Annotated in this window: 17 protein-coding genes; 9 read left to right on the top strand and 8 right to left on the bottom strand. The window is 51.1% G+C overall.

Translation table 11 applies throughout. From position 1 onward, the window contains the following. The first annotated feature begins 111 nt into the window (after window positions 1–111). The 5 genes from WFK81_RS12210 (at window position 112) to gyrA (ending at window position 9,795) form a co-directional block, all read left to right on the top strand. Window positions 112–1,896 (top strand): ABC transporter ATP-binding protein, encoded by a 1,785-nt coding sequence (locus WFK81_RS12210; RefSeq protein WP_336786697.1) that lies wholly within the window; start codon window positions 112–114, stop codon window positions 1,894–1,896. Continuing rightward, window positions 1,893–3,746, top strand: a complete 1,854-nt coding sequence (locus WFK81_RS12205; RefSeq protein WP_336786696.1) for an ABC transporter ATP-binding protein — start codon at window positions 1,893–1,895, stop codon at window positions 3,744–3,746. The genes WFK81_RS12210 and WFK81_RS12205 overlap by 4 nt, the downstream gene beginning before the upstream one ends. 115 nt (window positions 3,747–3,861) lie before the next feature. Next, a complete protein-coding gene (gene purT, locus WFK81_RS12200; RefSeq protein WP_336786695.1) occupies window positions 3,862–5,040 on the top strand; it encodes a formate-dependent phosphoribosylglycinamide formyltransferase in 1,179 nt (392 codons plus the stop codon). 319 nt (window positions 5,041–5,359) lie between these two features. Further along, window positions 5,360–7,330: a DNA topoisomerase IV subunit B gene (gene parE / locus WFK81_RS12195; protein WP_336786694.1), complete on the top strand. Its 1,971-nt coding sequence runs from the start codon at window positions 5,360–5,362 to the stop codon at window positions 7,328–7,330. 11 nt (window positions 7,331–7,341) lie between these two features. Next, window positions 7,342–9,795, top strand: coding sequence for a DNA gyrase subunit A (gene gyrA, locus WFK81_RS12190; protein ID WP_336786693.1), 2,454 nt, complete (start codon window positions 7,342–7,344; stop codon window positions 9,793–9,795). On the opposite strand, the gene WFK81_RS12185 is transcribed toward gyrA, so the two are convergent. Then, the gene (locus WFK81_RS12185) at window positions 9,786–9,953 is read right to left on the bottom strand and encodes a hypothetical protein (protein ID WP_164775626.1); all 168 of its coding nucleotides are present in this window, start codon (window positions 9,951–9,953) and stop codon (window positions 9,786–9,788) included. The two genes, gyrA and WFK81_RS12185, sit on opposite strands and share 10 nt — an antisense overlap. A gap of 195 nt (window positions 9,954–10,148) precedes the next feature. Here WFK81_RS12185 and WFK81_RS12180 point away from each other — a divergent pair, with 195 nt between their 5' ends. Then, window positions 10,149–10,553 carry a MarR family winged helix-turn-helix transcriptional regulator gene (locus WFK81_RS12180; RefSeq protein WP_336786692.1) on the top strand — a complete coding sequence of 135 codons (405 nt, stop codon included), beginning with the start codon at window positions 10,149–10,151 and terminating at the stop codon, window positions 10,551–10,553. A gap of 6 nt (window positions 10,554–10,559) precedes the next feature. On the opposite strand, the gene WFK81_RS12175 is transcribed toward WFK81_RS12180, so the two are convergent. The 3 genes from WFK81_RS12175 to WFK81_RS12165 are packed head-to-tail and all read right to left on the bottom strand — an operon-like array spanning window position 10,560 to window position 13,452. Beyond that, a complete protein-coding gene (locus WFK81_RS12175; RefSeq protein WP_336786691.1) occupies window positions 10,560–11,840 on the bottom strand; it encodes a CapA family protein in 1,281 nt (426 codons plus the stop codon). 17 nt (window positions 11,841–11,857) lie between these two features. After that, the gene (locus tag WFK81_RS12170; protein ID WP_336786690.1) at window positions 11,858–12,586 is read right to left on the bottom strand and encodes an RluA family pseudouridine synthase; all 729 of its coding nucleotides are present in this window, start codon (window positions 12,584–12,586) and stop codon (window positions 11,858–11,860) included. Next, window positions 12,586–13,452: a class I SAM-dependent methyltransferase gene (locus WFK81_RS12165; protein WP_336786689.1), complete on the bottom strand. Its 867-nt coding sequence runs from the start codon at window positions 13,450–13,452 to the stop codon at window positions 12,586–12,588. Before WFK81_RS12165 ends, WFK81_RS12170 begins: the two co-directional genes overlap by 1 nt. A gap of 274 nt (window positions 13,453–13,726) precedes the next feature. Between WFK81_RS12165 and WFK81_RS12160 the strand changes: the two genes are divergently transcribed. Next, the gene (locus tag WFK81_RS12160) at window positions 13,727–14,290 is read left to right on the top strand and encodes a phosphatase PAP2 family protein (protein WP_336786688.1); all 564 of its coding nucleotides are present in this window, start codon (window positions 13,727–13,729) and stop codon (window positions 14,288–14,290) included. A gap of 20 nt (window positions 14,291–14,310) precedes the next feature. On the opposite strand, the gene WFK81_RS12155 is transcribed toward WFK81_RS12160, so the two are convergent. Next, window positions 14,311–14,625, bottom strand: coding sequence for a helix-turn-helix domain-containing protein (locus WFK81_RS12155; RefSeq protein ID WP_336787313.1), 315 nt, complete (start codon window positions 14,623–14,625; stop codon window positions 14,311–14,313). Window positions 14,626–14,778: 153 nt separating this feature from the next. Here WFK81_RS12155 and WFK81_RS12150 point away from each other — a divergent pair, with 153 nt between their 5' ends. Together WFK81_RS12150 and araA are read left to right on the top strand one after the other, a co-directional pair. Then, window positions 14,779–14,967 carry a hypothetical protein gene (locus WFK81_RS12150; RefSeq protein ID WP_284241859.1) on the top strand — a complete coding sequence of 63 codons (189 nt, stop codon included), beginning with the start codon at window positions 14,779–14,781 and terminating at the stop codon, window positions 14,965–14,967. A 143-nt stretch (window positions 14,968–15,110) separates the two neighbouring features. Next, window positions 15,111–16,601: an L-arabinose isomerase gene (araA, locus tag WFK81_RS12145; protein ID WP_336786687.1), complete on the top strand. Its 1,491-nt coding sequence runs from the start codon at window positions 15,111–15,113 to the stop codon at window positions 16,599–16,601. Between the two features lie 110 nt (window positions 16,602–16,711). On the opposite strand, the gene WFK81_RS12140 is transcribed toward araA, so the two are convergent. The 3 genes from WFK81_RS12140 to WFK81_RS12130 form a co-directional block, all read right to left on the bottom strand. Beyond that, window positions 16,712–17,818 (bottom strand): winged helix DNA-binding domain-containing protein, encoded by a 1,107-nt coding sequence (locus tag WFK81_RS12140; RefSeq protein ID WP_336786686.1) that lies wholly within the window; start codon window positions 17,816–17,818, stop codon window positions 16,712–16,714. Window positions 17,819–18,203: 385 nt separating this feature from the next. Further along, window positions 18,204–19,442: an MFS transporter gene (locus WFK81_RS12135; protein WP_336786685.1), complete on the bottom strand. Its 1,239-nt coding sequence runs from the start codon at window positions 19,440–19,442 to the stop codon at window positions 18,204–18,206. Window positions 19,443–19,451: 9 nt separating this feature from the next. Then, window positions 19,452–19,904 carry a MarR family winged helix-turn-helix transcriptional regulator gene (locus WFK81_RS12130; protein WP_336786684.1) on the bottom strand — a complete coding sequence of 151 codons (453 nt, stop codon included), beginning with the start codon at window positions 19,902–19,904 and terminating at the stop codon, window positions 19,452–19,454. Window positions 19,905–20,020: the final 116 nt, after the last annotated feature.

Here is a 20,020-nt window from a genome sequence, read left to right as displayed (position 1 = left end):
TGTTTCAGCTAAATATACGTGATTATCTACTGTTTGCGCGGGTCTCGCCGTTACTGCTAATATTCATTGCATAATTATACTTACAAATAAAGAACGGGGAGATGGATTTACTTGGACGTCTTTAGGCAATTGAAACGGTTTTATTGGGTTGAGCGAAGGTACTTGCTGTCATCCATTATTTGTTTGATGTTTGCGACCGCGCTTGGCCTGGTGTACCCGAATTTGCTGCGTTACTTGATTGACGATGTTATCAAGCCGAAAGACTTTGACAAAGTGCCGATGCTAGCTCTTTCCGTCGTAGGGGTCGTTACCTTAAAGGGCTTCATGCAGTTCTTGCACGGATTTTTTGGAGGCAGGCTCGGCAACCGGGTAGTCTTCCGCATGCGCAACGCCTGTTACGACAAACTTCAAACGCTTTCATTCCAATATTACGATAAAGCGAAAACCGGCGATTTGATGTCCAGGCTAACGGCCGATCTTGAAGCCATTCGCCAGTTTATCGGCTTTGGCTTTGCCCAGATTCTGAACGTGGCGCTGATGATTCTGTTCGGCGGAGCGATGATGCTGTCGATTGACTGGAAGCTGACATTGATCACGCTGGTCACGATCCCGTTCCTCGCGATTACAGCGATCCGCTTCGAGAACCGGATTCATCCGGCCTTCCGCGAAATGCGCAAAGCGATGAGCAATCTGACAACGGCGGTTCAGGAAAATATTACGGGCGTGCGGACGGTCAAATCCTTTGCCCGCGAGCCTCATGAAGTAGATAAATTCTCGAAGCGCAACGAGCAATACCAGTCGAACCAGATTGGCGCTTCCTCGATCTGGGCGAAGTTTTTCCCTTCGATGGAGCTTCTCGCCAACTTAAGCGTCGTTATCCTGCTCTTGGCAGGCGGCACGATGGTAATCCGCGGTTCCTTGACGCTTGGCGAGCTGGTTGCCTTCTTCAGCTTGATCTGGTACATCATCGGTCCGATGTGGGGGATCGGCTTCCATATCAATAACTATACCCAGTCCAAAGCCTCCGGCGAACGGATTATGGAGCTGCTGAATACCCATGTCCATGTCCAAAGCATCGAAAACGCCGTTGAAGTGGATAAGGAAGTCGTTAGAGGCCATGTCCGCTTTGAGAACGTGACGTTTAATTATCCGGACAAAACGCCTGCGGTTACGACCATAAGCATTGACGCGCCGGCGGGCAAGGTTGTTGGTTTGCTTGGGGCAACGGGCTCGGGTAAATCCACCATTATTCAACTTCTGATGAGGGCTTATAACGTAAAAACGGGCCGGATTACCCTCGACGGCATCGACATTCAGAATCTGGATGTCCAAAGCCTGCGCAGCCAGATCGCGCCGGTATTCCAGGAGACCTTCCTGTTCTCGGCTTCGATCCGCACCAACATTGCCTATGGGGAGAAAAATGTAACGGACGAACAGATTATCCGCGCAGCCAAGCTTGCGAAAGCGCATGATTTCATTATGGAGCTGCCGCTTGGTTATGAAACGATCGTAGGCGAGAGAGGGATGGGCTTATCCGGCGGTCAGAAGCAGCGTATTGCCATCGCACGCGCGTTGATCCGCAATCCCCGCATTCTTATTCTCGACGATGCGACCAGCGCCGTCGATATGGAGACGGAACACGAGATCCAGGCCGGCTTTAAAGAGCTGATGGCCGGACGGACTACGTTTATCATTGCGCACCGGATTTCCTCGCTTCGCCATGCGGACGAAATTATCGTATTGGACAAAGGACATATCGTGCAGCGCGGTACGCATGACGAGCTGGTTGCCCAGCACGGTCCATACCGCGAAACCTATAATATTCAATATGCCGATCGGCCGCTAGCGAACCTCGATTTTTCGGTACAGGAGCGGAAAAGGAGCGTTGTTCAATGAGCAGTTCGAATAAGGAACTGAAGGATAGAATCAAGAATGCAAGCGAGAACGGCAAGAAGGAACGGTTTATTTACCAGGATGACGACGCGATCGAAAAACCGTTTAACTGGGCGCAGATGCGTCGCTTGTTCATCTACATGAAACCGTATACGCGCCAGCTGATTCCGGTTATCGTCGCCATGATCGTCGGCACGGTTACGAGGCTCACCATTCCGGCCTTAACCATTGTGGCGATAGACCAGGCTATTCAGCCGGAAAATGGTCAAACGAGCTACGGCAAGCTTTATCTGGTTGCAGGCATTATGGTGGCTCTTTTCATTATCCAGTGGGCTTCCAACCAGTATCGGATCAAGTATACGAACATTATCGGCCAGAAGGTTATCTACGACCTCCGCCATCACCTATTCCAGCATATTCAGAAGCTTTCGTTCCGTTTCTACGACAAGCGTCCCGCGGGCTCCGTGCTTGTGCGGGTAACCAACGACGTTAACGCCCTGCAGGATTTGTTCACGAACGGCGTCGTCAACTCGCTGATGGACTGCGTGCAGCTTGCGGGTATCGTGATCATTCTTCTGATCTGGAACTTCAAGCTTGGCCTTGCGGTCATGATTACGGTTCCGATTATGTTCCTTGTCTCCTCCGCGCTCCGCAAACGGATCCGCTTCGCCTGGCAGGACGTGCGCAAGAAGCAGTCGCGGATCAACTCCCACTTGAACGAAAGCATTCAAGGAATGAAGATTACGCAGGCCTACGTTCAGGAAAAAGAAAACATGCGTTTCTTCGATAACATGAATGCGGTCAACGTAAAAGCATGGAATAAGGCTTCGGCGCTTAACCAGACGTTTGGCCCGGTTATTGAAGTGACCTCGGCAATCGGCACGTTTATTTTGTTCTGGTACGGCGCGTATCTGATTGAGCATCAGGAGATTACCGTTGGTCTGCTCGTCGGCTTTGCCAACTATGTCGGCAACTTTTGGGATCCGATTAACCGTCTCGGCCAGGTATATAACCAGCTGCTTGTCGCGATGGCTTCGTCCGAGCGAATCTTCGAGTTTATCGACGAAGAGCCTACGGTTGGCGAGCTGGAATACGCGAAGCCGCTTCCCAGCATCCGGGGCGACGTGCATTTCGACAATATCGTATTCGAATACGAGAAAGGACGCCCTGCGCTGCATGGCATCAGCATAAATGTAAAAGCAGGACAGTCCATTGCGCTTGTTGGCCATACCGGCTCCGGCAAAAGCACGATTATTAACTTGCTCTGCCGTTTCTATGATCCGGTTTCCGGCGTTGTCCGGATTGACGGTCAAGACATTCGCAACATTACGCTCGACAGCCTGCGTTCCCAAGTAGGTCTGGTTATGCAGGATACCTTTATCTTCTCGGGCACTATCCGAGACAATATCCGTTACGGCCGCTTGGATGCAACGGACAATGAGATTGTAGAGGCCGCCAAAGCCGTGAACGCGCATGATTTCATCATGTCGCTGCCCGACGGCTACGATACGGAAGTCGAGGAGCGCGGGAACGTTCTGTCGATGGGGCAGCGCCAGCTGCTTTCCTTCGCCCGCGCTTTGCTGGCCGATCCGCGCGTGCTTATTCTGGACGAAGCGACCGCAAGCATCGATACCGAGACGGAGCTGAAGATCCAGGAGGCGCTTAAGACGCTGCTGAAGGGACGCACGTCGTTTATGATCGCCCACCGTCTGTCAACGATCCGCAATGCGGACGAAATTATCGTTCTGGACCATGGCCGGATCGTAGAGCAGGGCAATCACGAAGCTCTTATCAAGAAAAATGGCGTTTATAACGGACTTATCGAGGCCCAATATCGATTCTTGTCGGCATAGTATTGATTTTTAGTTAAAGAACCTCCACAATGGAAGAAAATAAACCAGACTTCGAGGAATACAAGGATATTCCGTTCGCTCGACGCTGGGTTCTTCCGGGAGGTTCTTTTTTATTATGTATGGATCACCATTGACAACGAATGCACGCAAGCTTCTTCTGCTCGGCTCGGGCGAGCTTGGCAAGGAGGTTGCGCTGGAGGCGCAGCGCCTTGGCGTAGAGACTATCGCGGTTGACCGCTATGCGAACGCGCCGGCGATGCAGGTTGCCCATCGTTGCCATGTTACGGATATGCTTGACGGTGCCGCAATTAGACGTATTATCGAGGACGAGAAGCCGGATTTTATCGTTCCGGAGATTGAAGCGATTGCTACCGAGACCTTGCTGGAGCTTGAGCAAGAAGGCTTTAATGTCATTCCGACGGCGCGCGCGGCTCGTCTGACGATGGACCGCGAGGGCATTCGCCGTCTGGCGGCAGAGACGCTTGGCCTGCCAACGGCTCCTTATCGGTTCGCGGATTCGCTTGACGAGCTTAAAGCTGCTGTCAAAGAAATAGGTCTGCCTTGCGTGATCAAGCCGATTATGAGCTCTTCGGGCAAAGGGCAAAGCGTCTGCAAGACGGAAGCCGACATCGAAAGCTGCTGGAATTATGCCATGGAAGGCGGCCGTGCGAAAAAAGCGCGGATTATCGTGGAAGGCTTTGTTACGTTCGAATCCGAAATTACGCTTCTTACAATCCGTTCGGTATCCGGGACAAGCTTCTGCGCGCCAATCGGCCATGTTCAGAAGGATGGAGACTATATCGAGTCCTGGCAGCCTCATCATATGACTCCGGAGCAAATCAAGCAAGCGGAAGATATTGCACTCCGCATTACGGACGAGCTTGGAGGCTATGGGCTGTACGGGGTAGAACTGTTTATTACCCGGGACGGCGTTCTGTTCAGCGAAGTATCCCCTCGTCCTCACGATACGGGCATGGTTACCATGGCGACGCAGGATCTGTCGGAGTTCGCTCTGCATGTACGCGCTATTCTTGGCTTCCCGATCCCTACGATCAGACTGCTTACGCCAGGGGCAACCCATACGCTGAAGGCCGACCGGGAATCATTTTCCTTCCGTATTGGCGGCGTTGAACAAGCGCTTGCTCTGCCGAATACGCAGGTGCGCGTCTTTGGCAAGCCGGAGACAAAGGTCGGCCGCCGGATGGCCGTTGCTTTGAGCTCCGCGGGCAGCGTGGACGAGGCACGCGATTTGGCCCGTAAAGCGGCGGAATCTCTCCACATTCAGTACGATTAATCAGACATCTTAGCGGCGGCTTCCCTTGTGCGAGAACAAGGAGGAGCCGCTCCTTTTTTGAACTCTGAGCGGCAGTTATTTTAATCGTATTTTGTTGGATCATGAATGGAACTTGGCGATAACGAGCATGAATAATTTAGCGTGGGACGCGAATTTATGTTATTCTGTTAATCCATCGAGCGCTTCTGACCGATATTGATAAGGGCACAAACTTGATAACAGTCGTTATACTCGTATCTTTACTAATCGGGATAAGTTGAATTAAAATAGCTTGAAGATATGGAAACGTGAAGCTTCGCAAAATTTAGGAGGCATACCCATGGCAGAGCAAGTAGATCTTTTCGCAAAAACAGCGGCCCCGGAACGGAATTACGAGGCCGATGATATACAAGTGCTCGAAGGCTTGACCGCTGTCAGAAAGCGGCCGGGCATGTACATTGGCAGCACGAGCAGCTCCGGCCTGCATCATCTGGTCTGGGAAATCGTCGATAATGCCGTGGACGAGCATTTAGCGAAATTTTGTACGGCGATCGACGTAACGCTGCACAAGAATGGCGCGGTTACCGTCCAGGATAACGGGCGCGGCATTCCGACAGGGATGCATAAGACAGGAATTCCGACGCCGCAGGTCGTTTTCACCATCCTGCACGCAGGAGGCAAGTTCGGCGGAGGAGGCTACAAGAAATCCGGCGGTCTGCACGGCGTAGGCGCTTCGGTAACAAACGCATTGTCCGAGTGGCTTGAAGTGGAAATTTTCCGTGACGGGAAAATACATAAGATGCGCTTCGAATACTGGGTAGACGATAAAGGCAAGGAGCATGTCGGCGAGCCGATAACGGGGCTTGAGATTACGGGAAACACGAACCGGACGGGCACCAAGGTTACGTTCAAGCCGGACGCCCGCGTCTTCCAGGGCGGCATCTCGCTGAACTATGATACATTGGCCGAGCGCCTGCAGGAGATCGCGTTCCTAAACTCGGGCCTTAAAGTTACGATCAAGGATGACCGCAGCGGCAAAGAGGATATTTTCCACTACGAAGGCGGCGCACGCCAGTTCGTGCAATATTTGAACGACGACAAGACCGTCCTGCATGATGTCGTTCATTTCACTGGGGAGAAAGACGAGATTGAAGTGGAAGTTGCCCTTCAGTACAACGATGGATATACCGAGACGATCGCATCCTTCGTGAACTCGATCCCGACACGCGGAGGCGGTACGCATGAGACCGGTTTCAAAACCGCTTATACGCGGGTCATGAACGAGTATGCCCGCAAGGCAGGTCTCCTGAAGGAGAAGGAGAAGAATCTCGAAGGCAATGACCTTCGCGAAGGCATGATGTCGGTCATCAACATCAAGATGTCCGAGGTCGAATTCGTCGGCCAGACGAAGGATCAGCTCGGCAGCGCGTCGGCTCGAAGCGCGGTGGATGCCGTAGTCTCCGACAAAATGCAGGTATTCCTGGAAGAGAATCCGCAAGTAGCGCAAATGCTGCTGAAGAAGGCGGTACAAGCCTCCAAGGCAAGGGAAGCGGCGCGCAAAGCGCGAGAAGAGATCCGCAGCGGCAAGAAGAAGAGCGAAAGCTCCAATCTGAACGGCAAGCTGACGCCGGCGCAGTCGAAGGATTTCTCGCGCAACGAGCTGTTTATCGTCGAAGGGGATTCAGCGGGCGGTTCGGCGAAGCAGGGCCGGGATTCCAAGCATCAGGCTATACTGCCGCTGAAGGGCAAGCCGATGAACCCGGAAAAGGCGAAGTTGCTGGATATTCTTAAAAATGAAGAATACAAAGCGATTATAAGCGCGATCGGAGCGGGTGTTGGTCCGGAGTTTGACGCGGATGAATGCAATTACAACAAAATTATCATTATGACCGACGCGGATACGGACGGCGCTCACATTCAGGTGCTGCTGCTTACGTTCTTCTACCGGTACATGAAGCCGTTGATCGACACCGGCCGGGTCTATATCGCTCAGCCGCCTTTATACAAAATTACCCGCAAATCGGGCAAGCTGGAGACGGTCCGGTATGCTTGGACGGATGACCAGCTGCAAAATTATTTGAAGGAATTCGGCAAGAACTTTGAGCTTCAGCGCTATAAAGGACTTGGCGAGATGAACCCCGATCAGCTGTGGGAGACCACGATGGATCCGGAGACGCGTACGCTTCTGCAGGTACAGATCGAGGATGCGGCTAAAGCAGAACGCCGCGTGTCCGCGCTTATGGGCGATAAGGTCGACCCTCGCAAGCGTTGGATTATCGAGAACGTGGACTTCACAGAATACGTAGAATAGGAGGTAACGGCATGGGCATGCTGGAACAGTTTTTACCGGCGTATTTGGAAGAGGTCGTTGGAGACCGATTCGGCCGTTATTCGAAATATATTATTCAGGACCGCGCTATTCCTGACGTAAGGGACGGGCTTAAGCCCGTTCAGCGCCGCATTCTGTACGCGATGTACGATTCGAACAATACCCCGGACAAGCCATACCGCAAATCGGCGAAAACCGTCGGTGACGTTATGGGTAATTACCATCCTCACGGTGATTCTTCGATCTATGAAGGCATGGTGCGGATGGCGCAGCCTTGGAAGATGGGACACGTTCTGATTGACGGACACGGCAACTGGGGCTCGATGGACGACGATCCTGCAGCGGCAATGCGCTACACCGAAGCGCGCTTGTCGCCAATCGCCATGGAAATTTTGCGCGATATCGACAAACGAACCGTCCAATTCAAGGACAATTTCGATAATACGACAAAAGAGCCTGTTGTATTGCCGTCCCGCTATCCGAACCTGCTGGTGAATGGCACAAGCGGGATTTCGGCAGGTTTCGCAACGGAAATTCCGCCGCACAGCCTGCGCGAGACCATCGACGCCTGCATTGCGGTTATGGCTCGTCCGGAGATTACCGTAGAAGAGCTGATGGGCATCGTGAAAGGCCCGGATTTCCCGACCGGCGGCATCATCATGGGCGAAGAAGGAATCCGCGAGGCCTATACGACAGGCAAAGGCCGAATCTATATTCGTTCGAAGGTCGAGATTGAGGATGTCCGAGGCGGACGACAGCAGATCACGATTACGGAAATTCCGTACCAGGTCGTGAAATCCCGTCTTGTCAGCGCGATGGAAAACATCCGTCTCGAGAAGAAGGTAGAAGGGATCTCCGAGGTTCGCGACGAGAGCGGACGCAACGGTCTTCGTATCGTTGTTGAACTGAAGAAGGATGCGGATGCGAACGGCATTTTGGCTTATTTGCTAAAGAAAACCGATCTTCAAGTTACTTATAACTTCAACATGGTCGCGATTGTGAATAAAGCGCCGCAGCAGCTTGGCATTAAGCAGATTCTGAGCGCGTATATCGACCATCAGAAGGAAGTCGTGACTCACCGCACCAAATACGAGCTTGAGAAAGCCGAAGAGCGTGCACACGTCGTGGAAGGCCTCGTAAAGGCGCTGAATATCCTCGACGAAGTGATAGCGACCATCAAGGCTTCCAAGAACCGTGCTGACGCGCAAAACAACCTCGTAGCGAAATACGGGTTCAGCGAGCGGCAAGCGGATGCCATTCTGACACTCCAATTGTACCGTTTGACGAACCTCGAGATTACGTCGCTGGAGAAGGAATTGAAAGAAACGCAGAAGAAGATCGCTTACCTGCGTTCGATTCTCGAAAGCGAGAAGAAGCTGCTTGGCGTAATCAAGGATGAGTTGACGGAAATCCGCGAGAAATACGGCATCGACCGCCGCTCGTCAATCCGAGGCGAAGTGGAAGAGCTCAAGGTGAATCTGGAGGTTATGGTTCAATCCGAAGACGTCATTGTTACGCTTAGCGAAGAAGGCTACATGAAGCGGACAAGCATGCTGTCGTTCACGCGTTCAGGCGGCGATCTGCAGACGGCTGGGGTGAAGGAAGGCGACGCCATCAGCAGCGTTTACGAAGTAAATACGATTGACAACCTGCTTCTGTTCACCCGCAAGGGCCAATACTACATGCTGCCCGTGCATCAAATTCCGGAGTTTAAATGGAAAGATACGGGTACGGCAGTCGTTAATATCGTACCGATCCCCAAAGACGATTCCATTGTAGCCATTATTCCGGTCAAAGATTTCAATCTGCCTGGAGCATCGCTTGTATTTGTAACGAAACGCGCCCAAGTGAAACGGACGGAGCTTAAAGAATACATGACAACCCGTTCCACCGCTATCGCAGCCGCCAAAGTTGCTGACGGAGACGAGGTTATCCGCGTCATGCTAAGCGACGGAACGAAGCAGCTGCTGCTGGTGAGCAAGCTTGGCATGAGCATTCGATTTAGCGAGCAGGAAGTAAATGCAATGGGACGCGTAGCGGCTGGCGTACGCGGCATGCAGCTGAGAGAAGACGACGAGCTGATTGCGGCGGAATGGGTCGCGGATGACGAAGGCGAAGTGCTGGTCGTGACGGATATGGGTTATGCCAAACGCACGCTGCTGCTTGACTATCCGCTTCAAGGCAGAGGCGGAAAAGGCGTTCAAACTTTCGAATTCAAGGAAGGCAAGCGCGTGAAGCCAAACGGTTCTGCGCTCGTCACGGCTTTATATTGCAAGGAAGAGTTGGGCATTATAGCGCTTACATCCCAAGGCGCCCAGCTTGCGGCGTCATCGGAAAAAGCTCCGATTGAAGACCGGAAATCGATTGGACGCATCCTGCTTCCAATCGAGAAAAACGATGTTATTACGACGGTCTTTGTTAGACCTGAAATATCTCCTCAGTCATAAGGGCGGTTAGGCGGATCAAACCGTTCGATCAACCGAATGATCGCATCAAACATGACCCACATTGGCACCAGCTCATCCGGGCGGTCAAGCCATTGTGGGTCTTTTATGATGCCGTAGGCTTTTATCTTGCGAATGATTTCTGCTTTTTGGTCATCCATAGGGATCACTCCTTCATGCATCAATTCGACGAATTGGCCAGATGCCTATGCCCATTGTATGTCTACTGTTGTCAGAATGTTCGACTTTATCGCGATTAATGACTCAAATTATTAATCGGGTTAACCTTTTATTCGACATTAGCGAATGTTATAATTGGTATAAATGAGAAAATTGGACAGGAAGCGGGTGCTGATATGGTTTCTGAAGAATTTACTCGTCTATGGATGAAGATGACAAGAGATTGGAAGGATAGTTTGGAAGAGGGGCTTGCGCCTCTGACGGAAGGCCAATTGAATGTACTTGATATTTTGCTGCGGCATGAACCGATGAAGCCTTCTGAACTGCTGCAATATTTGGCGACGACTCCTGCTGCCATTACCACTTTGCTCGACAGGATGGAGCGCAACGAGTTAATTGTACGTACAAGAGATAATCAAGATCGCAGGATTGTGTGGGTCTCTGTATCGGAGAAGGGAAAAAGCGAGGCCCAGCGCGGAGCGGAAGTCCGCTCCAAGCTTATCGGCGATTCGCTGGACCGTATTTCTTCCCATAACCAGCAGCTCCTTGTGTATCTGCTGGGCAAGGTTGCAAATGCTTAATTAGCTTTACTCTGAATCCGTGTTTAACATAGCTCGCAGACGATTGCGAAGAACCTTAAGCGTTTGTTTCATGGAGCTGTAGTCGTCCGCCGTTAGCAAGCTGTCGCTAGCGGCCGTAATCGTCTGCTCAACCGGCAGGATGCGGTATTTGTAATAGCTGCCCGACAAATAACGGTGTACCCATGTAGGGGTTACTTCAATATCCGATAGCTCGATGGAGCCGTCGGATTTATTTTTTCGTACGGTTACTTTATAGATCACGCCATAATCCTTTGTGTCGCCGCGCTGCGCGGAAATGAAATTGCCCATGGAATAAATAATAAGTCCGTGTCTGTCGTGTCCGTTGGCGTCGGTCGTATCAAGCACCTCGTACGGCTGCAACACATGGGGATGGGAGCCGGCAATAATATCAGCCCCTTCGGCAACCAGCTTGCGGGCCAGCTGCTTCTGCTCATCGTTAGGCGTTGTCTGATATTCGATGCCGAAGTGCAAAGCGATCGTTACGAAATCCGCTCCAAGCTCCTTCAGGTGATGAATATCGTTTACCATCTTTTGCTCGTCGATCAAGGAGACGGCGTACGGTTTGCCCTCGGGAAGGGGGATTCCGTTTGTTCCGTATGTGTAGGCGAGCAGTCCCATCTTGATGCCGTTATGCTCGACGATTACAGGAGTATCGGCTTCTTCCTGGGATTCGGCCGTGCCTTTTATAACAAAAGGATATTCCTTGAGATGCTGCAAGGTGAGCATGAGTGCCTTGTCGCCTTTATCTAGCGAATGATTGTTGGCATTGGTCAAGATGTTGAAGCCGGCATACTGCAGCGCGTCCAGCAGCTCTACCGGAGCGTTAAAGCTGGGATAACCCGTATAGCCGTAAGCAGGGCCGGCAACCGGCGTCTCCAGATTGGCCATGACCCAATCGCCTTGTTTCAGGATTGGCCTCACTTCGTCGAAGAAATAATTGAAGTTGTACTTTTTCGTCTTAGTGTTATACGCGCCCGGCAGCTCCGGCTTGTGCATCATAATGTCGCCGACGGCCATCCATACGGCCTCCTCGTACTCCGGGGTTGGAACTGGCGTCGGCGTCGGCTCCGGTGTTGCAGTTGGAACAACCGTAGGTTCCGGAGTGGCTGTAGGCTCTGCGGAAGGTTCCGGACTATTGGAGACGATCGTTGGTTTGACGGAGTCCTGCTTCAAGGTTGCGGTAACGATAATCAAGATTCCTGCTGCCGATAGCAGCAGGAGAAAGAAATGAATGGTCAAGCGCTTCTTGCTTCGCATTCTGCGCATGAAGGGCGGATCCCTCCTTAGAGATAGATGCTGGATGCTTCCTCGAGCTGATCCTTTGTCCACCAGGACCATGCGGGGGAGCCGTATGGAAGGGAACGGAAGCATTGAAGCTCTTTCGTAACCGGATGAGGCGCCTCAACGGAAGTAGACCACAGAGCGATATCGGCTACGGACGCCGTGTTAGGAGCGCCGTATTTGCGGTCTGCGACAAGCGGACAGCCGATATAAGCCATTTGCGCCCGGATTTGATGCGGTCTGCCCGTATGCAGCTTAACGGCGATCAGGGAGTAACCTCCGGCTTGTGCGCATACTCTGTACTCCAGAACGGCTTCCTTCGCGTCCGCTGCCGGTTCTTTGTATACGGTTACTTGATTGCGCTTGGCGTCTTTGCGTATGTAATGGCGAAGACGGTCCTGCTGCTTCGCCGGTTTGCCGTGCACAACGCAGACATACGTCTTGCCGAAGGTGCGGGTTCTTACGGCTTCGGACAAGCGGGAGGCCGCCTTGGAGGTTTTTGCGAACAGCATCGCTCCTCCAACCGGCCGGTCCAGTCTGTGAACAAGGCCGAGGAAGACATTCCCCGGCTTGTTATGGCGGATTTTCAAATCCTGTTTGATTAGCGTCAGCATGTCTGGATCCCCAGTCTCATCCTCTTGGGACGGGATGCCAGGGAGCTTGACTACGGCAATGATATGATTGTCTTCATACAAAACCGGTATTTGAATCGCATCGTTTCCGGCAGCCATTATTCCGACTCCCAGCGTCCAAGAATACCGCAAGGCAGATGCAGGCCGGACTGCGTGATCGGCAGCCCGATCTCGCCGCAGTTGATCATGCCGCCAAATTTGCCCTTCATCGTCGTATGGAGCAAATTGTGAAGCACGGTCGGAGACAAGCCGGTCGTATAGGAGTTGATCAGCAGGAACAGCGGGTTATCCGACAGAATGGTTGTGCAGAATTCCAGGAACGGATACAGGTTTTCCTCCAGCTTCCAGGTTTCGCCGTTAGGTCCGCGTCCATAAGAAGGCGGATCCATGATGATCGCGTCGTATTGGCGGCCGCGGCGCTGCTCGCGCTGCACGAATTTGAAGACATCATCCGTAATATAACGGATTGGGGCGCTTTCAAGGCCAGACAGCTGGGCATTTTCCTTAGCCCATTGCACCATGCCTTTCGAAGCGTCCACGTGCACAACCTCCGCGCCGGCTGCCGCTGCGGCAACCGTAGCTCCGCCTGAATAGGCGAACAGGTTCAGCACGCGGATAGGACGGCCTGCGGAACGGATTTTGTCCATCATCCAGCTCCAGTTCACCGCTTGCTCGGGGAACAGGCCGGTATGCTTGAAGCTGGTCGGCTTAATGTGGAATTTCAGCTCGCCGTAAGCGATGGTCCAGCGCTCCGGCAGGCTGGATTTGAACTGCCATTGCCCGCCTCCGGAAGAGCTGCGGTGATAATGTCCGTCCGCCTTTTTCCAAGCTCCGGATTCATCCGCGATCGGCCAAATAATCTGAGGATCCGGACGGCGGAGAATGTATTGGCCCCAGCGTTCAAGCTTGTCTCCTGCCCCCGTATCGATTACCTCATAATCAACCCATTTATCTGCTACGTACATGTTATAGTGATCCTTCCTTGGTGTATAATTTTCGTTGTATTATAATGAAGTCTTCGACTATTATAACGAAGCGCACAAGATGAAGCAATTAGGTTGATGCTTGCGAAGCAAGAATCGCGACAAAAAGGCGTGTCAATTCTTTAGGTTGATGCTTACGAAGCAAGAATTGCCACAAAAAGCGCGTGTCAATTCTTTTTAGGAGGGACTTATTATTCGAAAACAAGGGTGGTTAATCGGTTTAACGGTAAGCTTAATCGTCTTTATCGCAGCTGCGATGCTGGCTTCGCGCCATGATGCCTCGCAGCTTGATGAATTGGTTGCGGATTGGTTTGCAAGCATACATAGCGGCATCTTAACCGATTTGTTCAAAGCGATCACAGCATTGGGATCAACCGCAGGGATTATTATTATTACGCTTTTGCTTGCGGTATGGTTTGCCTGGAAGCAAGGGTGGAAGAGCGCGGTTCTGCTAATTGCGGGGGTAGCGGTGGCTTATGTGGTGAATACGCTCGTGAAATCCGGCTTTGACCGGGCGAGACCGGCAATGGCCTGGGGAATTGAAGCTGACGGCTCAAGCTTTCCTAGCGGCAATGCCATGCTGGCTATCGTTATGTATAGTCTGGCGGCGGTCTGGATCATAACGGATAGAAGGATAAACCGTACGGTCAAGTGGATTTCGGCTATAATCGCCATCCTATTGATCATACTAATGGGAGCGTCGCGTTTATATTTCAGCGTGCATTATGCCACAGACATTATAGGCGGTTATGCGGCCGGATTCGTAATTGTATGCCTGGTGATGGCGCTTGCAAAGGGTAAGAGGCTTAGTAGCCGCTAGTCAAAGTGGACAGCGGCTAATTAAGACTCCCTAATAGCGTCCAACATTTTGTCGATGGATTCCTTGCGTTTGTCGTCATCCATGCTATTGAGCAGCCGGATGATCTCAGCCGTATCTTCTGCGACTTGAGGCTCTGCACCGCGGTTATCACCATCGATAATAAAATCCGTAGTGACTTCGAAAAATGACGCAAGCTTAATTAGAGTCTCGTACACGGGTTGCCGGTTGTTGATCTCGTAGTGGCTGTAAGCGGATCGCGTTATGCCGATGGATTGTGCAACTATTTCTTGCGATAAGCTTCGCTCTCGGCGCAGCTCCTTCAGGCGATCTCCCATCGTCAAGGTCATTCGCTCCTCACATTGGTATTCAATCAATCGATATGTTACACTCACTAATAGTAATTTATGATACGAATCGTATCATTGTCAAGCTTTATATGAGAAAGCTGCTAATATAATAGAAATATTTAGGAAAGGTGATAGAAAGCAATGGTTTTGACCTTTGAATGCGAATGCGGCAATAAAACAGGGCTGTTTGCAACCGGTGACCGCGACGAGACAGGAAGAGAATTTATCGAGCTGGAAGACGATGACCGCCTGACTTATATCGTTGGGGAAGACGGGGTTTTATTTAAATGCAAGTTTTGCGGTTACACCTACCGCATGGACAAGCTGTAAACAAAAAAATATAAATTGCATATTGAAATCCGGCTATGTTCGGAGTAGTATAGAGGATAAGTTGTACGTACAACTTATCCTCTATTTTAGTTTCGTTTCAAGCCCATGTACGTACAAATCTATTCCAGCTAGGAGGAATCATGGTGTTATCCATTAAACCTTATCAATTTTGGTTTGTAACAGGCAGTCAGCATTTGTACGGTCCAGAGACTCTGGAAGAGGTTGCCGTGCATTCGCAAAGCATTACTGCAGGATTAAACGAATCTTCTAACTTTCCATTCGAGATTGTATACAAACCGGTAGTGACAACTCCGGAGGAAATCTACAAAGTTTGCGTTGAAGCGAAAGCGGATTCAAATTGTGCGGGCGTCATCGCTTGGATGCATACCTTCTCGCCGGCGAAAATGTGGATCAGAGGGCTTTCCGAGCTCCGTAAGCCGCTTCTTCATCTGCATACGCAATATAACCGCGATATTCCTTGGGATTCCATCGACATGGATTTTATGAACACGAACCAGTCGGCTCACGGCGACCGCGAGTTCGGCCATATTTTTGCCCGTCTTGGTCTTGACCGCAAAGTGGTAACCGGACATTGGCAGGATGGCGAGGTTCAATCCCGCATCGGCGCATGGATGAACTCCGCTGCAGCTTCCATGGAGAGCAAGACTCTGAAGATCGCAAGATTCGGCGATAACATGCGTCAAGTAGCCGTTACCGAAGGCGATAAAGTTGAAGCGCAAATTCAGCTTGGCTGGCAGATTGACGGCTACGGCATCGGTGATTTGGTAGCCAGCATGAACGAAGTCAGCGATGCAGAGGTACAAGAGCTGCTGAACGAGTATACCGAGCGTTATGAGATTGCAAGCAGCGTCCGTGACAACGCCGCATCTTGGGCAGCTATTGAAGAGCAGGCAAAAATCGAGCTTGGCTTGAAGCGTTTCCTGCAAGCAGGCGGTTATACGGCTTTCACAACAACCTTTGAAGATCTGCATGGCATGAAGCAGCTTCCGGGTCTGGCTGTGCAACGTCTGATGGAGCAAGGCTATGGCTTCGGCGGCGAAGGCGACTGGAAGACTGCAGCGCTTACCCGCATTATGAAGCTGATGGCCGGCAATGTCGGAACTTCCTTCATGGAGGACTATACTTACCATCTGGAAAACGGCAACGAAATGATTCTTGGCGCTCATATGCTTGAGGTGTGTCCAACCATTGCGGAGAGCAAGCCTCGCATTGAAGTTCATCCGCTGGGAATCGGCGGAAAAGCCGATCCTGCGCGTATTATTTTTGACGGAAAAGCAGGCGAAGCCGTTAATGCATCCTTGGTTGACCTCGGAAACCGCTTCCGTCTGATCATCAACGAAGTTGATGCTGTTAAGGTGGAGAAGGATATGCCTAAACTGCCGGTTGCCCGCGTACTGTGGAAGCCGCGCCCATCTCTTCGCGATTCCGCAGAAGCATGGATCTATGCAGGCGGCGCGCACCATACGGTACTGTCGTATGTAGTAACGACTGATCAGCTTGTTGACTGGGCAGATATGCTCGGCATCGAAGTTGTCGTTATCGACAACAACACAACAATCCGCCAGTTCCGCCAAGAGCTGCGTTGGAACGAACAAAGCTACGGCCGCCGTTAATTTGTAAGCCAGGCAATAAGGGGCGAACCCATATGTCATTAATTGACAATGGGTTCGTCCCTTTGCATTTGGGTAGAAACGGCAACGTATCGTTCTTTGATACCAATGAATCAACGAGATAAATATCGGATTTCATGAGTTACACCGGGGGCAGCGAATTCCAGCAGCTTTTCGCCTTCTTGAATGAGATCATGCCGCTCGTCTTTCGCGAGAGGGCGGAATGGCTCGATTAGAAGTGCGGCTTGTTCGGAATTACGTTCGATGGACCATAAACCTTCAATATATCCATTCAAAAGAATCGTTGAGCGGAGGATGCCGTTAACCGTGAAGATGCGTTTGCCATATATACGATCCATAACGCGCGAGCGGTCTGCAATACCGAGCAGCATGGGATCAAATTCTCCTAGGAAGCGTGCCGGGGGAATGATGCCGGGATCGGGACGAGGAGCATCGGGCAAATCAAATAATTCATTACCTAGTTCGTCTTGGAAAACAAGAAGACTTGATCTTAGCCTCTCGAAATAATCCTTAAGGCGGGTGAGCCCTGACCAAGCTTGCATATCCTTTACGGACGCAGGGCCATAGGCAGCCAGATATCGCAATACAAGCCGTTCAACGTCAGGCTGCTCAAACAAAGACTGTTCCAGCCAAATTTCAGCGGAAGAGTGTATAGCTTGGCCGCTTTCTCCCCACAATCCGCGCGGCGGGACCTGGATGAGAGGCACAAATGTACGGACAGCAGCTGCAAGTGCCTCCGGATCAGTTTCTGTCCAATTTGCGGCCAGCAGCTTTCCGATTTCGCTCAAGGTAAGGGGCTTGTCCTCTACAAGTTTTCTTCCTTCCGAAGCGAGGGCATTGAAATCAACGGAGGCTAGTCGTTTGCCAAAGCTGCCCTTGAGCGCGCGCTCTTGCACAGGCTGGACCCAAGGTCTTAGGGTCAGACAGTCGTTCGCCGATACTAGATGAAGAGTGGACCGCATCAGCGCGATTCTAACGGCCTGGCGGTCCGAGATAAGAGAGGATAACTCGAATGGTTTAAACCCCTCAAGCCTTGTCCAAAGCGAGTAGTAAGGCGCATTGGGGGCTTGAGCCTGCAAACCGATAAACCATTCCAAGGTTTGGAGTACGGACGTATTCGAACGTGAAAGCAGCATTTGTCTTGCTAAAAGAGCCCGGTTCAGCTCCAATGAACTTATGGGCATTGCTTCGCGAGTCATGATCACCAACGCCTTTTATCCAGAATATATTTCCAATTAGATTAGCTCTATTCGGCGCAAGTTACAAGTCTTATAAAAAACAAGAGGGGATTCCTCCATACATATAGTATTGTTACAATTAGAAAATATTGTATGAAAGGGGTACGTTGTGTCATCCATTCTTGAGTTAAAGAGGACGAATCAATTCTCAAATTGGCTGAGGAATTTCAAAGTTTTCTTGAACGGCATCGAGTATGAAAAAATCGCTAACGACGAAACCATCCGCTATGAGCTGGAGCCAGGGGAATCAAATATTTATATATCAAATAGAAATAAAGCCGGCAACAGAAGCGGGCGTCAGCCAACCATTGGCGTGCCCCGGACTTTTGTGCCGGCTTTTTTAGCGTTATCGGGAGGATACTGCAGCTTTCTCTCGGGCGGCCGCAGCAGGTGAAGCTGCCCGGTTCTTTCTTTCGATCATCAGGCTGACTAGGTAAACAAGCATAAAGATGACCATGGCTACCGCAGCCCAGCGGTACATAACGGAATAGCTGGAGGCCGAAGCGACGATGCCCAGCAGCATAGAGCCTACGGCTACGCCGAAATCAATTGTATTGTAATACAAGCTGTTCGCGAAGCTGACTTGATGCGGTGCGGCCTCGCGCAGCATCCAAGCTTGCGTTGTCGGCTGAATTGCGCCAAAACCAAAGCCGTAGAGCAACGCGGAAACAATGATCAACGGAAGCGAGTCCGCATAGGACAAGATGATCAAGCTGGCAATTACAACAAGCGCGCCAGGGATAACGATGGGCATCGGTCCGCGGCGGTCAAACAGCTTGCCGGAGATCGGACGGATAATTAAGACGGTAAATACAATAAATAAGAAGAACAGGCCAATCTGTTCAATATGTTTTTGCGCGCCATAGAGCGCAATGAATCCAAGGATACCGCCGTAAGTAACGGACATTAATACATTAAGAATAGCGGGTACCATCATGCGGCCGGTTGAGGAACCGGAAGCCGGTTCGCCGGATGCGGCTTTGTTTGCAGGTGGAGCAGCTTTCTCCGGCTGCTTCGGAATACTGCGCATAACAATGAGCAACGGAATAATTAGAACGAGGGCAATCGTGCCAATCATGGCAAGAGTCGTAAATCCAAATTGTTTAATGACGGACAATCCAATCATCGGACCAAGCGACATGGCGATACTAGTCGACAATCCGAAGTAACCAATGCCTTCGCCGGTTCTTTTCCTCGGAATAATCTGCGACACCAGGGTTGGGATAATGGTACTCGTCATCCCAAAGCCGATGCCAAACAGAGCGCGAAGAATAAGAAGCGAAGTCATCGAGTTCGCGAACGGGTAGAGCACAGTTGCCAATGCAGCTAACGCAAGTCCGGCAAACAAGATAACGTTGCGATGGACCTTGCGAAGCAGTGCGGCGGTGGCAAAGCGAGTCACGATTGCGGCTAGGGCGAACAGGCTAGTTACAAGACTAAGGGCAAAGTTATTCGGATGAAATTGTTCTTTCGCATAAGTAGGAAATGGAGACAACAGCATCTGCAAGCTTAAGAACAGCAGCAAATAGCTGACCGTTAAGGTTACAAAAGACCGGCTCCATAGTTTATCTGGTTGTATGTTCATGTTGGCTCATTACTCCTTTTCTTGCTCAACTAAGCTTTTTGCATGTTCGTTTAATCTCTTCAGCAGACTTGTCATTTGGTCATATTCCTCCGTGGACAAGACTTGCGCGATTTCAACCATCGTACTGTATTCAATCGGCTCGATGGCATCCGCGGTCGCGCGTCCTTGCTCGGTGATATAGACCTGGAAGGAACGGCGGTCATGCTCGCTTGCACGCTTCGTAACAAATCCTTTTGCTTCCAAGGAATCGAGAATTCGGGTCGTTGTAGGCTTATCTTTGCCAGCGCGGTCGGCAATCTCTTTCTGAATCAGGCCGTCTTCCTCGCGGACTCGGTAGAGAACGGACCACTGTTCCGGTGTCAGGCCAAATTCCTTAATGCGGGCGCTAAAGAAATTGGTAAGCTTCCGGTAAGTCGCTCCGAGCAGGAAGCCTATCGAATGATCCAATCCTTTCTGATGCATCGTTAATCACGCTCCAAATTAGTTGTCATAACAACTATATGCCTGACAACTAATTTTGTCAAATCGAAAATAATGGATTGGAAACAGAGAATGAGGGGAAAATAAGCGGACTACAC

The organism is Paenibacillus sp. MMO-177 (assembly GCF_037147795.1).
GTDB lineage: Bacteria > Bacillota > Bacilli > Paenibacillales > Paenibacillaceae > Pristimantibacillus.
The sequence above is the reverse complement of the archived record's forward strand: the minus strand, read 5'-3'. Positions and strand labels throughout refer to the sequence as shown.

What these genes read in the sequence shown, in the direction of transcription:
- WFK81_RS12130 (WP_336786684.1), bottom strand. Translation starts at nt 19,904, where the DNA reads ATGCATCAGAAAGGATTGGATCATTCGATAGGCTTCCTGCTCGGAGCG.
- WFK81_RS12205 (WP_336786696.1), top strand. Translation starts at nt 1,893, where the DNA reads ATGAGCAGTTCGAATAAGGAACTGAAGGATAGAATCAAGAATGCAAGC.
- WFK81_RS12155 (WP_336787313.1), bottom strand. Translation starts at nt 14,625, where the DNA reads ATGGGAGATCGCCTGAAGGAGCTGCGCCGAGAGCGAAGCTTATCGCAA.
- WFK81_RS12135 (WP_336786685.1), bottom strand. Translation starts at nt 19,442, where the DNA reads ATGAACATACAACCAGATAAACTATGGAGCCGGTCTTTTGTAACCTTA.
- WFK81_RS12180 (WP_336786692.1), top strand. Translation starts at nt 10,149, where the DNA reads ATGGTTTCTGAAGAATTTACTCGTCTATGGATGAAGATGACAAGAGAT.
- WFK81_RS12170 (WP_336786690.1), bottom strand. Translation starts at nt 12,586, where the DNA reads ATGGCTGCCGGAAACGATGCGATTCAAATACCGGTTTTGTATGAAGAC.
- purT (WP_336786695.1), top strand. Translation starts at nt 3,862, where the DNA reads ATGTATGGATCACCATTGACAACGAATGCACGCAAGCTTCTTCTGCTC.
- WFK81_RS12165 (WP_336786689.1), bottom strand. Translation starts at nt 13,452, where the DNA reads ATGTACGTAGCAGATAAATGGGTTGATTATGAGGTAATCGATACGGGG.
- WFK81_RS12160 (WP_336786688.1), top strand. Translation starts at nt 13,727, where the DNA reads ATGCTGGCTTCGCGCCATGATGCCTCGCAGCTTGATGAATTGGTTGCG.
- WFK81_RS12150 (WP_284241859.1), top strand. Translation starts at nt 14,779, where the DNA reads ATGGTTTTGACCTTTGAATGCGAATGCGGCAATAAAACAGGGCTGTTT.
- WFK81_RS12185 (WP_164775626.1), bottom strand. Translation starts at nt 9,953, where the DNA reads ATGGATGACCAAAAAGCAGAAATCATTCGCAAGATAAAAGCCTACGGC.
- gyrA (WP_336786693.1), top strand. Translation starts at nt 7,342, where the DNA reads ATGGGCATGCTGGAACAGTTTTTACCGGCGTATTTGGAAGAGGTCGTT.
- WFK81_RS12140 (WP_336786686.1), bottom strand. Translation starts at nt 17,818, where the DNA reads ATGACTCGCGAAGCAATGCCCATAAGTTCATTGGAGCTGAACCGGGCT.
- WFK81_RS12175 (WP_336786691.1), bottom strand. Translation starts at nt 11,840, where the DNA reads ATGCGCAGAATGCGAAGCAAGAAGCGCTTGACCATTCATTTCTTTCTC.
- parE (WP_336786694.1), top strand. Translation starts at nt 5,360, where the DNA reads ATGGCAGAGCAAGTAGATCTTTTCGCAAAAACAGCGGCCCCGGAACGG.